At 62.8% G+C, this 14753-nt stretch carries 14 protein-coding genes; 3 read left to right on the top strand and 11 right to left on the bottom strand.

Features of this window, described 5'->3' with window-relative positions:
- Positions 1–46: 46 nt before the first annotated feature.
- The 11 genes from rnr to K6118_RS08975 form a co-directional block, all read right to left on the bottom strand.
- Entirely contained in the window at positions 47–2350 is a 2304-nt protein-coding gene (gene rnr / locus K6118_RS09025; protein WP_247119984.1) for a ribonuclease R, read from the bottom strand.
- Positions 2351–2409: 59 nt separating this feature from the next.
- On the bottom strand, positions 2410–5010 hold the full coding sequence (gene topA, locus K6118_RS09020) for a type I DNA topoisomerase (protein ID WP_247119982.1): 2601 nt from the start codon (positions 5008–5010) through the stop codon (positions 2410–2412).
- A 94-nt stretch (positions 5011–5104) separates the two neighbouring features.
- Positions 5105–6226 (bottom strand): DNA-processing protein DprA, encoded by a 1122-nt coding sequence (gene dprA / locus K6118_RS09015; protein ID WP_247119980.1) that lies wholly within the window; start codon positions 6224–6226, stop codon positions 5105–5107.
- A gap of 62 nt (positions 6227–6288) precedes the next feature.
- Positions 6289–6921 carry a glycerol-3-phosphate 1-O-acyltransferase PlsY gene (gene plsY, locus K6118_RS09010; protein WP_247119978.1) on the bottom strand — a complete coding sequence of 211 codons (633 nt, stop codon included), beginning with the start codon at positions 6919–6921 and terminating at the stop codon, positions 6289–6291.
- Between the two features lie 3 nt (positions 6922–6924).
- The gene (locus K6118_RS09005; protein ID WP_247119977.1) at positions 6925–8166 is read right to left on the bottom strand and encodes a dihydroorotase; all 1242 of its coding nucleotides are present in this window, start codon (positions 8164–8166) and stop codon (positions 6925–6927) included.
- Positions 8163–9164, bottom strand: a complete 1002-nt coding sequence (locus K6118_RS09000; RefSeq protein WP_247119975.1) for an aspartate carbamoyltransferase catalytic subunit — start codon at positions 9162–9164, stop codon at positions 8163–8165. Before K6118_RS09000 ends, K6118_RS09005 begins: the two co-directional genes overlap by 4 nt.
- Before the next feature lie 63 nt (positions 9165–9227).
- Positions 9228–9482, bottom strand: a complete 255-nt coding sequence (locus tag K6118_RS08995; protein ID WP_247119973.1) for a hypothetical protein — start codon at positions 9480–9482, stop codon at positions 9228–9230.
- A gap of 5 nt (positions 9483–9487) precedes the next feature.
- Positions 9488–9991, bottom strand: coding sequence for a GNAT family N-acetyltransferase (locus K6118_RS08990; RefSeq protein ID WP_247119972.1), 504 nt, complete (start codon positions 9989–9991; stop codon positions 9488–9490).
- Positions 9981–10454 carry a Holliday junction resolvase RuvX gene (gene ruvX / locus K6118_RS08985; RefSeq protein WP_247119970.1) on the bottom strand — a complete coding sequence of 158 codons (474 nt, stop codon included), beginning with the start codon at positions 10452–10454 and terminating at the stop codon, positions 9981–9983. The genes K6118_RS08990 and ruvX overlap by 11 nt, the downstream gene beginning before the upstream one ends.
- Complete coding sequence (locus K6118_RS08980) at positions 10451–11692, bottom strand: DUF3089 domain-containing protein (protein ID WP_247119968.1); 1242 nt, start codon at positions 11690–11692, stop codon at positions 10451–10453. Before K6118_RS08980 ends, ruvX begins: the two co-directional genes overlap by 4 nt.
- A 32-nt stretch (positions 11693–11724) precedes the next feature.
- Complete coding sequence (locus K6118_RS08975) at positions 11725–12261, bottom strand: GNAT family N-acetyltransferase (protein WP_247119967.1); 537 nt, start codon at positions 12259–12261, stop codon at positions 11725–11727.
- Between the two features lie 98 nt (positions 12262–12359).
- Between K6118_RS08975 and K6118_RS08970 the strand changes: the two genes are divergently transcribed.
- The 3 genes from K6118_RS08970 (at position 12360) to gatA (ending at position 14750) form a co-directional block, all read left to right on the top strand.
- Positions 12360–12824, top strand: coding sequence for a hypothetical protein (locus K6118_RS08970; protein ID WP_247119965.1), 465 nt, complete (start codon positions 12360–12362; stop codon positions 12822–12824).
- Positions 12825–12967: 143 nt separating this feature from the next.
- A complete protein-coding gene (gene gatC / locus K6118_RS08965) occupies positions 12968–13258 on the top strand; it encodes an Asp-tRNA(Asn)/Glu-tRNA(Gln) amidotransferase subunit GatC (protein ID WP_247119964.1) in 291 nt (96 codons plus the stop codon).
- A gap of 10 nt (positions 13259–13268) precedes the next feature.
- Positions 13269–14750: an Asp-tRNA(Asn)/Glu-tRNA(Gln) amidotransferase subunit GatA gene (gene gatA, locus K6118_RS08960; RefSeq protein ID WP_247119963.1), complete on the top strand. Its 1482-nt coding sequence runs from the start codon at positions 13269–13271 to the stop codon at positions 14748–14750.
- Positions 14751–14753: the final 3 nt, after the last annotated feature.

The following is a 14753-nucleotide window of genomic DNA, read 5'->3' as shown; positions in this document are numbered from 1 at the left end:
AATATCGTCGGTGCCGCTTTGTTATCTGTGCAGGGAAGGGTGAGCCTCAGTGGCGGCGGCCGCCTTTTTTGCGGCCTGGCTTTTCACCGCCGACCGGACGGGCCTTGCGGCCCTTGGCGCGCGGGGGCGGGCCGCCACGGCCGCGGCGCTTGTGCTTGGCAAAGGCCGGAACATCACGTTCGCCCGCCAGGTCAAGCTTCAGGCCGCCGGTATAGCGGTTGGCTTCCGTGAGCTTGACGGTGAGCTTGTCCCCAAGCGAGAAGCTTTCGCCGTAGCGTTCGCCCACCAGCCGGTGATGGAGTTCATCGAGCGCGTAGAAATCCTGCCCGATCTCCGAGATCGGAATAAGCCCGTCGCCGCCTGAAGGCTCAAGCGCCACAAACAGGCCGAAACGGGTGACGCCGGTGATGCGGCCTTCGAACTCTTCCCCCACATGGTCGGCGAGGTAGGAGGCCATGTAGCGGTCGGTCGATTCGCGCTCGGCAATCATCGCCCGGCGTTCGGTGGCGGAAATCTGTTCGCCGACCTCGCCCATTTTGTGGATTTCCGCGTCCGTCAGGCCGTCGGAACCGAAGCCGAGCGCGCGGACAAGGCCCCGGTGGACCAGAAGGTCGGCATAGCGCCGGATCGGGGAAGTAAAGTGGGCATAGCGCCGGAGCGCGAGGCCGAAGTGGCCGAGGTTTTCGGGGCTATAGTAAGCCTGTGTCTGGCTCCTCAGCACCACCTCATTGACCATATGTTCGTGTGGGGTGCCTTTCACCTGGCCCAAGATGCCGTTGAACAGGCGGGCCATCAGCACATGGCCCTTGGCGAGGTTAAGGTCCAGCGTGGCGAGGAAGTCGCGCAACGACTCCATCTTTTCCATCGGCGGCTCTTCATGCACACGGTACATGGCCGGGGTATGGTGATGCTCCAGCTCTTCCGCCGCGCAGACGTTGGCGGAGATCATGAATTCTTCGACGATACGGTGCGCATCCAGCCGGTCACGCAGCGTGATGGCTTTCACGTGGCCCGCATTATCCAGCTCGATCTTGCGTTCGGGCAGGTCCAGTTCCAGCGGTTCACGCTTGGCCCGGGCTTTCATCAGAGCCTTCCAGGCGCCGTGGAGCGGCTTCAGGACGCTTTCTAGGAGCGGTCCGGTCTCATCGTCCGGATGGCCGTCAAGCGCGGCCTGGACGCGGCCATAATCGATATTGCCGGCGCTTTTCATCAGGCCGCGGACGAATTTATGGCGGATCTTGTGGCCGCTCGCGTCGAACCACATGTGGACGGCCATACAGGCACGGTCCACGCCCGGCATCAGGCTGCACAGGTCGGCGGACAGGGCTTCCGGCAGCATCGGCACCACCCGGTCCGGGAAATAACAGCTGTTACCGCGTTTCAGCGCCTCGCGGTCGAGCGCGGAGCCGGGGGTGACATAATGGCTGACATCGGCGATGGCGACCATCACATGCCAGCCGTCCTTGTTTTTGGGATCATCGTCGGCTTCGGCCCAGATGGCATCGTCATGGTCGCGCGCGTCGATGGGGTCGATGGTGATAAGCGGAATATCGCGGAGATCGGTGCGATTGCCGAGGGTAACCGGCTTGGCAGCCTCGGCTTCCTTGATCACTGCATCCGGGAATTCATAAGGAATTTCATGGGCATGGATCGCGATCATGCTGATCGAGCGCGCGTCCGAAAGGTCGCCCAAGCGTTCCTTGATGCGGGCGCGCTTCGGACCCATGTGGCGTTTGCCGGGCTTCGCGGGTTCAGCGAGTACCAGTTCGCCGTCCACGGCCCCGTTTATATCGTCCCGGTCGACCCAGTATTCGTCCCGGTTCTTTTTGTCCACGGGTTCGATGCGGCCGCCGTTCTCATTGCCCTTGAACACGCCCATCAGCGCCTTGGGGGCAGGTTTCAGCACCTTGAGGACATGGCCGCGGTAAAGGTCGTTCTTGACCTGGATGACCCGGACAAGCGCGCGGTCACCGGGGCCGAGCGCCGGGGCGCGCCCGCGGCCGTGCTTATGCTTGCGTTCTTCGCTGATATAAATGGTTGGCGGCGTGCCTTCGCCTTCCCAGTTGACCGGCTTCACAAGCGGGTCGCCGTGGGAATCGAGGCCTGCGAACTCCACCACCTGCACGCTGGGCAGCTGGTCGGCGGGGCGGAGGGCTTGTCCCTGGTCCTTCGCCAGCGTGCCGTCTTCCTGCATTTCCCGGAGGAGCTTCTTCAGGTGCACCTTGTCGGGGCCGGTAACGCCAAAGGCGCGGGAAATTTCCCGCTTGGTCACCTTGGTCTTGGAGTCCTTGATGAAGGCGAGGACGTCTTCGCGGCTCGGCAGGTGGGCAGGGGCGTTCTTATGTGCCAAGGGCACTTATCCTTTCAAATGAGCGGTCAGCCGTTTGGGGGTATAAAAAAGGCCCCCGATCAGGAGGCCTTCTTCGCTTTGGCTGCCGGCTTCTTCGCCGTGGCTTTTTTCGCGGTGGCCTTCTTGGGCGCGGCTTTCTTTCGGGCCGGTTTCTTCTTATCCGACTTTGCCGCGATCCATTCAAGCGCCTGTTCAAGCGTCACGCTTTCGGGCTCGGTGCCTTTGGGCAGCGTGGCGTTGATCTTGCCGTGGTTCACATAAGGCCCGTAGCGGCCATCGAGCACGCGGACAGGGGCCTCATCGTCCGGGTGGGCCCCCAGTTCCTTGAGCACGGTCTTGGTGCCGCGGCCGCCCGCCTTCTTGGCGGCGGTTTCGGCGAGGATGGTGACAGCGCGGTTGATACCGACGGAGAAGACTTCCTCGGTGGAGGAAAGCCGGCCATAGATGCCGTCATGCGCGACATAGGGGCCATAACGGCCGATCGACGCGGTAATCGGTTTGCCGGTTTCGGGGTGCGTGCCCACGGTCCGTGGCAGCGACAGAAGCTGAAGCGCCTGCTCTAGCGTCACTTCCTTGGCGTTTATGTCCTTCGGAATGCTGGCCCGGCGCGGCTTTTCGCCCTTTTCCTTGGGCTCACCCGCCTGGATATAAGGGCCGAAACGGCCGACGCGGATGGTGATTTCCTCGCCGGTTTCAGGGTCTTCCCCTAGCGTGGCGGGCTCATCGCCCGCGCCTTCGGCATTGTCATTGCTGCCGAACGGCCGGGTGTAGCTGCATTCCGGATAGTTGGAACAGCCGACAAAGGCGCCGTAGCGGCTGGTCTTCAGCCCCAGGCGGCCGTCTGCGCAGGACGGGCACTTGCGCGGGTCGCTGCCGTCCGCCGGTTTCGGGAACAGCATCGGCTCCAGGAATTCGTCGAGCGCGTCGATAACCACGGCGTTGCGGACAGCGATAATTTCTTCTGTCTTCGGCTTGAAAGCGTCCCAGAATTCACGAAGGACCTTCTTCCAGTCCTCTTGGCCTGCGGAGATTTCATCGAGCTGGCTTTCAAGGTCAGCGGTGAAATCATATTCCACATAGCGCGGGAAGAATTTCTCCAGGAACGCGGTCACGAGGCGGCCCTTGTCTTCGGGCACGAAACGGTTGCGGTCCATATGGACATAAGCGCGGTCGCGGAGCACGCTGAGCACCGACGCATAGGTCGACGGACGGCCGATGCCCAGCTCTTCCATGCGCTTGACGAGGCTTGCTTCCGTGAACCTGGGCGGTGCATCGGTGAAATGCTGTTTGGGCGTGACGGCTTCAAGCGTCAGCACTTCGCCTTCCTTCATCATCGGCAGGCGGGCATCTTCCTCATCCGCTTCGTCATCGCGGCCTTCCTGATAGACCGAGAGGAAGCCGTCAAACTGGACGACGGTACCGGTGGCCCGCACTTCGGCGGAGTTGTCGGCGTTCAGGATGGTGACGGTGGTACGCTCCATCTGGGCGCTTTCCATCTGGCTCGCGATCGTGCGGCGCCAGATCAGCTCATAAAGCTTCTTCTCATCGGCGTCGAGCGCGTGGGCGACTTCGGCCGGGGTCCGGGACGGTGCGGTCGGGCGGATGGCTTCGTGCGCTTCCTGGGCGTTCTTCGCCTTGGTTTTATAGACGCGCGGGGCATCCGGCAGATATTTCGCGCCGTAGCGGTTTTCAATCACACCGCGGGTCGCGTGCAGGGCTTCCTGCGCGATGGTCACACCGTCGGTACGCATATAGGTAATAAGACCGGTCACTTCGCCGTCGATGGTCTTACCTTCATAAAGGCTTTGCGCCACACGCATGGTGTGGTTGGCGGCGAACCCAAGCTTCCGCGCGGCTTCCTGCTGCAGGGTCGAGGTCGTGAACGGCGGCTGCGGATGGCGGCGCGCCGGCTTGCGTTCGACACCGCGCACGGTCAGCGGCGTGTTTTCGACGAGCTTGGCGGCGGTTGTCGCCTTCTCTTCATTATTCAGGTCATATTTGTCGAGCTTCTTGCCGTGGGTCGCGAACAGGCGGCCAATGAAGCCTTTCTTGGCGTCACCATTCAGCGCGGCTTCCACCGTCCAGTATTCCTGGGCGACAAATTGTTCGATCTCGCTTTCGCGGTCACAGACCAGGCGAAGTGCTACGGACTGCACACGGCCGGCCGAGCGGGCGCCCGGCAGCTTGCGCCACAGAACCGGCGACAGGGTAAAGCCGACAAGATAGTCGAGTGCGCGGCGGGCGAGGTAAGCTTTCACCAGCTCCTCATCCAGCTCCCGCGGTTCCGCCATCGCTTTCAGGATCGCGGATTTGGTGATTTCGTTGAAGACGACACGCTTGACGTCGACATCCTTGAGCGCCTTCTTGGCGGCCAGGACTTCAAGCACGTGCCAGCTGATCGCTTCCCCTTCGCGGTCGGGGTCAGTTGCGAGATAGAGCCGGTCGGCTTCCTTGACCGCCTTGGCGATCTCCGTGAGGCGTTTGTTCGAATCGCGGTCGACCACCCAATCCATGGCGAAATCTTCATCCGGCTTAACGGAGCCGTCTTTCGCGGGCAGGTCACGGACGTGGCCGAAACTGGCCAAAACCTTGTAATCCTTGCCAAGATATTTGTTGATGGTTTTTGCCTTTGCGGGCGATTCAACAATAACGACGTTCATCCGTCCCGGTATCCCCATGGTAGAAGTGTGGGCGCAATATGCGCGCCGCCTCACAGCCATCACCTAGTGTGAAGCGGGCCCGATTGCAATGCCTTTATAACAGACGGCTCACGCGGCCCCCAGCGTGGCGGGTGATTTTTCCCGCCAGTTCATACTCCAGAAACGCGGTGGCGACAGCCTCGGACGTGAGGCCGGAAAGCCGCACAACATCATCGATATGGATGGGGCTGGCGGTCAGGAGGTCGAGAAGTGCGTCGGCGGCCTTGGGCCCGTCTTTGATCGGCCGGACGGGCCCGTGGTTCTGCGGCACAGTGGCGCGGGTCACGGGGGCGCGCATCAGCGGCAGGGTTTCAAGCTCGGCCAGTATGTCATCGGCATTGCGGGTGAGGGTGGCGCCGTCCCGGATCAGCCGGTTGGTGCCTTCGGCGCGCGGGTCGAGCGGGGAGCCGGGGACGGCAAACACATCCCGTCCCTGGTCGGCAGCAAAGCGCGCGGTGATCAGCGAACCGGATTTTTGCGCTGCCTCGACGACGAGGACGCCTTTTGAAAGGCCGGAGATCAGCCTGTTCCGGCGCGGGAAGTGGCGCGCCTGCGGCTCCGCTCCCATCGGCCGTTCGCTGACGACTGCACCATGCGCGACGATGTCCTCATAGAGCCCCCTGTTTTCGGGCGGGTAAACCACATCCAGGCCACCGGCGACGCAGGCGACCGTGCTCATGCGGACGGCGGCCATATGGGCGGCAGTATCGACCCCGCGCGCGAGACCGGAGACAACGGTGACGCCTTTTTCCGCGAGATCCGCGGCGATCTGCTTGGTGAGCTTCAGGCCCGCCGCACTGGCGTTCCTCGCGCCGACGATGCCGATGGCGGTGCGGTTCAGGTGCGCGGCATCCCCCACTATATAAAGGACGGGCGGTGCGTCTTCGGTTTCAGCGAGAAGCGCGGGGTAGGGCGCGGTGCCCCAGAAAAGCGCGGTGCCGCCGAGGGCATGGAGCTTTTCAAGATCGGATGTACAGGTGTCGGCACCCGCGAGCCGCATCGGCTTCTTGCGGCCGCCTCGTGCTGCCATCTCGGCTACGCCCGCAAGCGCGGCCTCACCACTGCCGAACCGGGCCAGAAGCTCACGGAAGGTGACAGGGCCGATCCCGGCGGTGCGTGCGAGGCGCAGCCGGGCCAGCTTTTCGGCGTCAGTCAGCTTATTGGACGTGGTGGTCATGGCGGCAAGCCTGCCGCCCATGGGCGCCCAAGTCAATCAGCCAAGTCAATCAGACGGTGTGTTTATTCGCCTTTTTCGGCCTTGGCGGCGGCGTCTGCTTTTTTCTTCGCGCCGATCTTGGGTTCCTCACCCTTGAGGATGCGGCGGATATTATCCTTGTGGCGGATATAGATGACCAGGCTCATGAAGGCGAGCGGCATCCAGCCCTGATCGCCGATCAGATAATAGGCGTAGAAGGGCGTGAGAAGCGCGGTCAGGAGGCCCGAGAAGGACGACATGCGGAACAGGAAGGCGCTAATCAGCCAGGTCGCACCGGCGGCGAGGCCCAGCAGGGGCGAAATGGCGAAGATGGTGCCGAAGAAGGTGGCAACGCCCTTGCCGCCTTTGAATTTCAGGTAAATCGGGCAGCAGTGGCCGATGAAGGCGGCCATACCGGCGAGGGCTGCCAGGTCCGGGCTCACGAAATAGCGGGTGACGAGGACCGCGATCGCGCCTTTGCCCGCGTCCAGAAGCAGGGTGATAAGCGCCAAATCCTTGCGGCCGGTCCTCAGCACATTGGTCGCGCCGATGTTGCCTGAGCCGATGGCGCGGATGTCACCAAGACCTGCGAGTTTGGTGATGACGAGGCCGAAAGGCACAGATCCCAAAAGGTAGCTGAGCGCCAGAACGGCGGTCAGCTCAATCGGATTTCCCATTGTTTACTCCCCCTCGAACAGGGTTTTGCCGCCCACGATGGTACGCCAGACCTTGCCCTGCACGGGCAGGGTATCAAAAGGCGTGTTCCTTGCGCTAGAGCGGAATTTCTCCCGCTCGATCCGCCAGGGTTTGTCCGGGTCGAAGATGACGATGTCTGCGGGCGCTCCGGCCGAAAGGCGGCCGCTATCGAGCCCCAGAAGCTGCGCCGGGGTGCTCGTGAGCGCCTTCAGGGCCGTCATCAGCTCGATCTTGCCGGCGTGCACCGGCGCGAGCGTGAGCGCAAGCAGGGTCTCGAAGCCGACAATGCCGGGCGCGGCCTGGCCGAACGGCAGGCGTTTGACGTCCTCACTGCGCGGATCATGGTCGCTCACCACCGTATCGATGGTGCCGTCGGCGAGGGCCGCAATGAGCGCGAGCCGGTCTTCTTCCGCGCGGAAGGGCGGGCTGACTTTCGCGAAAGTGCGGTAGCCCTCGAGCGCATTGTCATTAAGGTGCAGATAATGCGGGGCGGTGGAGCAGGTCACCTTCACGCCGCGCTTCTTGGCGGCGCGGATGGCTTCCACGCCCTCGCGGGAGCTGATCATGGCGAAGTGGATGCGCGCACCGGTCAGCTCCGCCAGCCGCACGTCGCGGTCGATCTGGATGGCTTCGGCGGCGGCGGGCACACCCGCGAGGCCAAGCCGGGTGGCGATCTCGCCTTCGTGGGCGACAGCGCCGTTCGCCAAGGATTTGTCTTCCGGGAACTGGACGATCAGCGCGCCGAAATAACCGGCATATTCCATCAGGCGGCGCATCAGCTGGGTGTCGCTGATGGCGTGGCGGCAGTCGGTGAAGGCGACCGCGCCCGATTCCTGCATCTGGCCGATTTCGGCGACCTGGGTGCCTTCAAGGCCCTTGGTGGCCGCGCCCATCGGGTAGACGCGTACGGCGTGGGTATCGTCAGACCGGCGGCGGATGCGTTCGACCACCGGGTCGGTATCGATGATGGTTGTCTGGTCCGGCTGCAGGATCACAGTGGTGATGCCGCCCGCGAGCGCCGAGTCCGAATCGACCCTGTGCGCGCGCATGTCGATGAGGCCGGGCGCGAGCACGCGGCCTTTACAGTCGACAACCTCGGCGTCCGCCGGGGCGTCAACCTTCTGGCCGAGGGCCACAATCACATCGCCGTCGATCAGCAGCGCGCCTTTTTCATCCAGCCCGGTTGCCGGGTCGATCAGGCGGGCGTTTTTATAAAGGACGCTCATGCCGCTTCTCCGCGCAGGTTTCGGGTCAGGATATCGAGGCAGGCCATACGGACGGCCACGCCCATTTCCACCTGTTCCTCGATCGCCGAGCGGTCGATGTCATCGGCGACGTCGGAGGCGATCTCCACCCCGCGGTTCATCGGGCCCGGGTGCATGACCAGCACATCGTCCTTGGCGTAGGCCAGCTTCTCGGCCGTCAGGCCCCAGAAGCGGAAATATTCGCGCAAACTTGGCAGGAAGGCACCCTGCATGCGTTCCTGCTGCAGCCGCAGCATCATCACCACGTCGGCGCCCTTGAGGCCTTCATCCATGCGGGTGGCAACCTCGACGCCGAGGCGGTCGACATCCTTCGGCAAGAGGGTCGGCGGGGCGACAAGCCGCACGCGCGCGCCCATCGCGCTCAGGAGATAGATGTTCGAGCGGGCAACCCGGCTGTGCGCCACATCGCCCGAAATCACCACGGTTTGGCCGTGGAGCGCACCTTTGCGGCGGCGGATCGTCAGCGCGTCCAGCAGCGCCTGCGTCGGGTGTTCGGCGCGGCCGTCCCCGGCGTTGATCACCGCGCAGTCCATTTTCTCGGACAGAAGCTTGACCGCGCCACTGTCGGCGTGGCGCATCACCAGCACATCCGGGTGCATGGCATTCAGGGTCGCGGCGGTATCAAGGAGCGTCTCGCCCTTCTTGATGCTGCTGGTGCCGGTCGACATGGAGATGGTGTCCATGCCAAGGCGCTTGCCCGCGATCTCGAAGCTCATCAGCGTCCGGGTCGAGTTTTCGAAGAACAGGTTGATCTGCGTCAGGCCGGCACATTTGGGGGTGCTTTTCTGCGCGCGCCTGTTCTGCTCGACATACTCTTCCGCGGTATCGAGGATGTGCTTGATCGAAACCGGGTCAAGGTTCCAGGTGCCAAGCAAATGTTTATGGGGAAAAAGGCTGCCCGAGGGCGGAGTAACGTCCGCGCGCGGGTAGGAATCCGTCTCGGTTGGGTGCGTGCTCATTAAAGGGGGCTTATAGGCCCAAACGGCTGCGCGGGCAAGGGGTTAATGATGTGAAGTGGATGATCAAATCCATAAGGTCGCAGTGAGGAGAGCGGCAGCACTTATTGACAAGAAGGCGAGGAGACCGAAGCAGCCGGATGATCCCGTGCTTTCCGCGAACATCCTGTCCCGCACATTCAATTTGGAAACAGGCGTCCATTCGCCAAGTCCATGAGGGGTCTGGTCGGCTTTTTCGGCTTCGGCCGCACGCTTGGCGGTTTGCCGTTTGCGCCGGGCTTCGCGGCGTTGCCATCCTTCAGTAGGTTGTTCGTCGGCCATCTGCCTTACCCCTCGGCGAAGGCGGGGTCGAAGAAGACGCGGCCGTGAATGTCCTTGAGGGCGTCTTTCCAGCATTCCATCGCCATGAAGGCGGTCTGTACGGCGCTGTTGTCATCGTAGGACAGGCCGAACTCGGCCGCCGGGTGGAAGCCGATCTTGGCATAGAAGCCGACATGGCCGAGCACGAACAGCGCGTCGGCGTGGGTTTCCTCGAAGCTCTCGGTCATTAGCTTCACGGCGAGGCCTTCATTCTGATATTCCGGGTCGACCGCCAAGGGGCCGAGGCCCCAGAAGGTGCGGTCTTCATGGCCGTGTTCCACCGTGACCGGCGAGTAGGCGATATAGGCCACCAGCGCGCCCTGGTGCCACAGGCTGTGTTCGGCGGCGAGTTGCCCGCGTCCGCGCAGGCGGTCGATCAGGTGGGCTTCGAACTCCGTGGGGTAGGTGCCGCGCAGAAGCGCGTCCACATTGGGCCAGTCATCGGGTTCTAAAGTGTTTTTAAAGAGCATGGAGTGCGCCCTGCAGGATGTAAGCTGCTGCCATCTTGTCGACCAGCTCCTTGCGGCGCGCGCGGGAGCGGTCAGCCTCAATCAGGGTACGCTCCACCGCCGCGGTCGACAAGCGCTCATCCCACAAAGCCTGCGGCAGGTCGATCACCCCGGCGAGGTTCTCGGAGAAACTCAGGGTGGACTGGCACCTCGGGCCTTCCGTACCGTCCATATTGACCGGCCAGCCGAGCACGAAGCCGCCGACGCCCTGCGCCTCGACAATTTCCTTCAGCCGCGCCACGTCATTCTTGAACTTGGTGCGCTTGATCGTCTCCATCGGCGTGGCGATGGTGAGCGTGGTGTCCGAAAGCGCGAGCCCGATGGTCTTGGAGCCGATATCGAGGCCCAGCAGGCGCTTGCCGCGCGGCAGGGCAGCCTTTAGCTCCCGTATCGGCATGATCACATCGGTAACGGGTGTCATCATTCTTGGTGGGCCTCCAGCCAGGCGCGGGCGCGCGCGGCGGCGTTTTCGCGGATGTTCATATAAAAGAGGTTCAGGTCATAGACGTGGTAATTGTCCCCGGTCATGACATATTCGCGCCAGTCGCCGGCGTCGGAATGGTCGAACGTCTTGCTCATCTTGATGCCTTCGCCGCCGGGCGGGTTGTCGAGATAGAGGATGCCGTCCTTGCCGCAGCGCGCGCCGGTGAGGCCGGGGATCGGCGCATCGATCGGTTTGTCATTGATGAACAGGGGGACAGCGCCCTTGTTGGCCTTGGCGCCCTCGCGGCTGCCGATCTTCCAGTCCAGCGGGTTGGTGCACAGCATGTGGGTGCCTGTGTGCGGCTTGCCATTCAGGCCCGGCATGGCGTCAAACAGCTTGACGATGGGGCTGGCGTCGCCGTCCTTGCCGAAGCTCTGGTAGGAGATGACGCAGCCGGTATCCGTGCGGCCCTCGCAGCCATTGATGCCGTCCAGCGCGTCGATATCGCCCTCCACGCTCACGGGCCAGCCGATGATATAGGCGGCGACCATGCGGTTCTTGAGCTTGGAATTCGCGAGGCGTTCCTTCAGCAGCATCAGCGCGTGCAAGGCGCCCTGGCTGTGGCCGACGAGGATGAAGGGCCGCCCGCCGTTATCGTGCGCGATATAATAGTCGAACGCCTTCAAGACATCGGCGTGCGCGCGCATGATGGCCTGCACACCCTGGCCGGAGGTGTCCAGAAACGCGCCGAACGTGGCCTGCCGGTACTTGGGCGCATAAACCTGGCCTGCGAGGTTGAAGGCCGAGGCCTGATACTTGAGCGCAAAACCGCGGACCCAGCGCACCGCCTTGGCATCACCGTTATAGGGCGCGTTCCAACTGGCTTTGTTAAGATAGGTCGTCGGGTGGATATAGAAGACATCGACACCGGGCACGACCGCCGCGTCCATCACGCCTTCGGGCTTCCACCCGGCGGTATCTTCCGCGCCCGGCCTCGCGGCCCAGGCTGAAGCGTCGGCATAATCCGGCGCCGGGGCCATTTTCTCATCCGCGATCTTGCCGGAGGGCACGAAGGCGAACGTCATCATCTTGCCTTCGTTGGTGGTGAAGATGATGCCACCCACCAGGATCAGCACGATCACCGCCGCGATGATCAGCAGGAATTTGGCGGCAGGCGCCGTCTTGTGCTTTGTCTTCGGGGTGTCGCTGTCGGTCGGCTTGTTGTCTGACTGTCCCATGCTTCCCTCTCTGGACCTTTGAGGCGGCCATTCTAGCCCTTAGGAGGCCACAGCGCCATGATCTGGTCATCGACGACGCGGCCGTCCTCATAGGCCACGGCGCGGCGTCTCACCCCTTCTAGCGCAAAACCGAAGCGGCGATAAAGCGCAATCGCGCGGGCGTTGTCATCATGAACGTGAAGCTCGATGCGGCGCAGGCTTTTGTGGGCTTTTACCCAGGCGATAAAGGCCTCCAGCAGGGCGCGGCCGACCCCGCATCCGCGCCAGTCGGCCGCCACGGACATGGCGAAGACGGTGGAATGGCGCACCCGTGCGCGGCTGTCGGTCCAGCAGTCGATCATGCCGACAAGCGTTCCGGTGTCATCCTCGGCGACAAGGCAGGTCTCGTAAGCGTTCGCGAGCTTGCGCGCCAGCCGCACGCGCTGGCCAAGCCAGCCGAGGGTGAACTCGTCGCCCCGGGTGATCATATAGCCGCCGGGCTCCTTATAAATGGCGCGGATATAGCCGTTGAGCGCACGGGCATCCCTAAGCCGCGCCACTCTCACCGTAAAAGCCTGGCCCTCCGCCATAACTTGCCCCCATAATGCCTCATTCCCACTGTTCTTTTTAGAGGTGGGGAAGGGGAAAGGGAACCAGTCTTTCACCCAGGGAAACAAAGGGGGGTTTCATGAGGAAATTTATCGCTGTTCTGATGCTGCTGGTATTTGGCACGCCCGCGGCGTTGGCGGATGGGGCTCCGGCAATGAAGCCGGAGGCCATGCTCAAAATGGTGCAGGATTTCTACCGGCTGAGCCGCGAAGTCGACCGGCGCGGCATGGCGGCGGTGGAGGACATCATGGCCCTGGTGCATGATGACGCCCGCTATATCCACACTGAATATGCGTCCGAGTATGACAAGGCGGCCTGGATCGACGGCTACAAGCGCCGGATCGCCCGCGCCCACACGGAGCGCGAGGGCGAAACCGTCATCACCAACCATATCGCGGGCAAGAATATCCTGATCACCGAGCGCACCGCCCGCTGGTCCGACATGGAAGGCGGCCAGCGCGTGCACCATGAGAAAACCGGCATGGTCGCCACCTATCAATTCAAGGGCGGCAAGCTGTGGCGCATCAAGGAATATTGGGAGTAGGCCGGTAGGCTGGGGCCGTTATACGGATTGTACCGCTAAAAATCCCCCCGTTCCCCCTTATTCCCGCTTGCCCCCCGTGACCTCAGGCGTTAAGTTCCGCGCTTGATTTCCTAAGTATTTCCCACAAGTCATAGGGATTTTTGATGTCCGATATAGATAAGGCAACGGTGGCCAAGATCGCGCGGCTTGCGCGCATCAGGATCGAAGACGACAAGCTTGAGCCGCTCGCGGGTGAGCTCAACGGTATCATGGGCTGGATCGAGCAGCTCAATGAAGTCAATACCGACGATATCGCGCCGATGGCGAGCGTGGTGAACGCCAAGCTCCGCTGGCGCGAAGACGTGGTGAATGACGGCGACAAGCAGGACAGCGTTCTCAAGAACGCGCCGCGCGCCGAATACGGCTTCTTTGCCGTTCCCAAAGTGATCGAGTAGGGGGAGCGCCATGACGGACCTCACGAACCTGACTATCGCGGACGCCCGCGACCTTCTGAAGAAGGGCGACATCACGTCGCGCGAGCTCACCGAAGCGCATGTCGCTGCGGTCGATGCCGCCGACGCGCTCAACGCCTATGTCGCCAAGACGCCGGAGCTGGCCATGGAAATGGCAGACAAGGCTGACGCCAAGATTGCGGCGGGCGAGCAAAAAGGCATGACCGGCATCCCGGTCGGCATCAAGGACCTGTTCGCCACCAAGGGCGTGCACACCCAGGCCTGCAGCCACATCCTCGACGGTTTCAAGCCGGAATATGAAAGCACGGTCACCCAGAACCTGTGGGATGACGGCGCGGTCATGCTCGGCAAGCTGAACATGGACGAATTCGCCATGGGCTCCTCGAACGAGACCAGCTTCTATGGCCCGGTGAAGAACCCGTGGCGCGCCAAGGGCTCGGACAAGGATTATGTGCCGGGTGGCTCCTCGGGTGGCTCGGTTGCCTCCGTCGCGGGCTACTGCGCCATGGGCGCGACCGCCTCGGATACCGGCGGCTCGATCCGCCAGCCTGCCGCTTTCACCGGCACCTTCGGTATCAAGCCGACCTACGGCCGCTGCTCGCGCTACGGCATGGTGGCGTTCGCAAGCTCGCTCGACCAGGCCGGGACCATCACCCGCACGGTGCGGGACGGCGCGATCATGCTCGAAAGCATTTCGGGCTTCGACAAGAAAGACAGCACCTCGGTCGATATGCCGGTGCCGAACTTCGAAGCCGCGCTCACCGGGGATATCCGGGGCATGAAAATCGGTATCCCGCAGGAATATCACCTCGCCGGAATGCCGGCGGAGATCGAAGCGCTGTGGCATCAGGGCATCGAATGGATGAAGGCCGCGGGCGCTGAGGTGGTGGACATCAACCTGCCGCACACCAAATATGCGCTGCCGACCTATTATATCGTCGCGCCCGCTGAGGCGTCCTCGAACCTCGCGCGCTATGACGGCGTTCGCTACGGCCTGCGTGAAATGGTCGAAGGCGGCAACCTCGTCGACATGTATGAAGCCACGCGCGCCGCGGGCTTCGGCGATGAGGTCAAGCGCCGGATCATGATCGGCACCTATGTGCTGTCCGCCGGCTACTATGACGCCTATTACCTGAAGGCGCAGAAGGTCCGCCAGCTTATCTCGCATGACTTTAACCAGGCGTTCGAGCAGGTTGACGCGATCCTGACGCCGACCGCACCGTCGGCCGCCTTCGCGTTCGGCGAAAAGTCGGATGATCCGATTGCCATGTATCTGAACGACGTCTTCACCGTTCCGGCGTCGCTTGCCGGTATTCCGGGCTCGTCGGTTGCGGCGGGCACGGATGCGAACGGTCTGCCCTTGGGCCTGCAGGTCCTCGGCCGTCCGTGGGATGAAGAAACCGTGCTGAAAGTCTCGGGTGTGATCGAGGAAGCCGCGGGCTTCACGGCGAAACCTGAAATCTGGTGGAGGTAAGCG

This window comes from Kordiimonas marina (assembly GCF_023006325.1).
Lineage (GTDB): Bacteria > Pseudomonadota > Alphaproteobacteria > Sphingomonadales > Kordiimonadaceae > Kordiimonas > Kordiimonas marina.
This window is presented reverse-complemented; position numbering and strand designations above follow the sequence as displayed.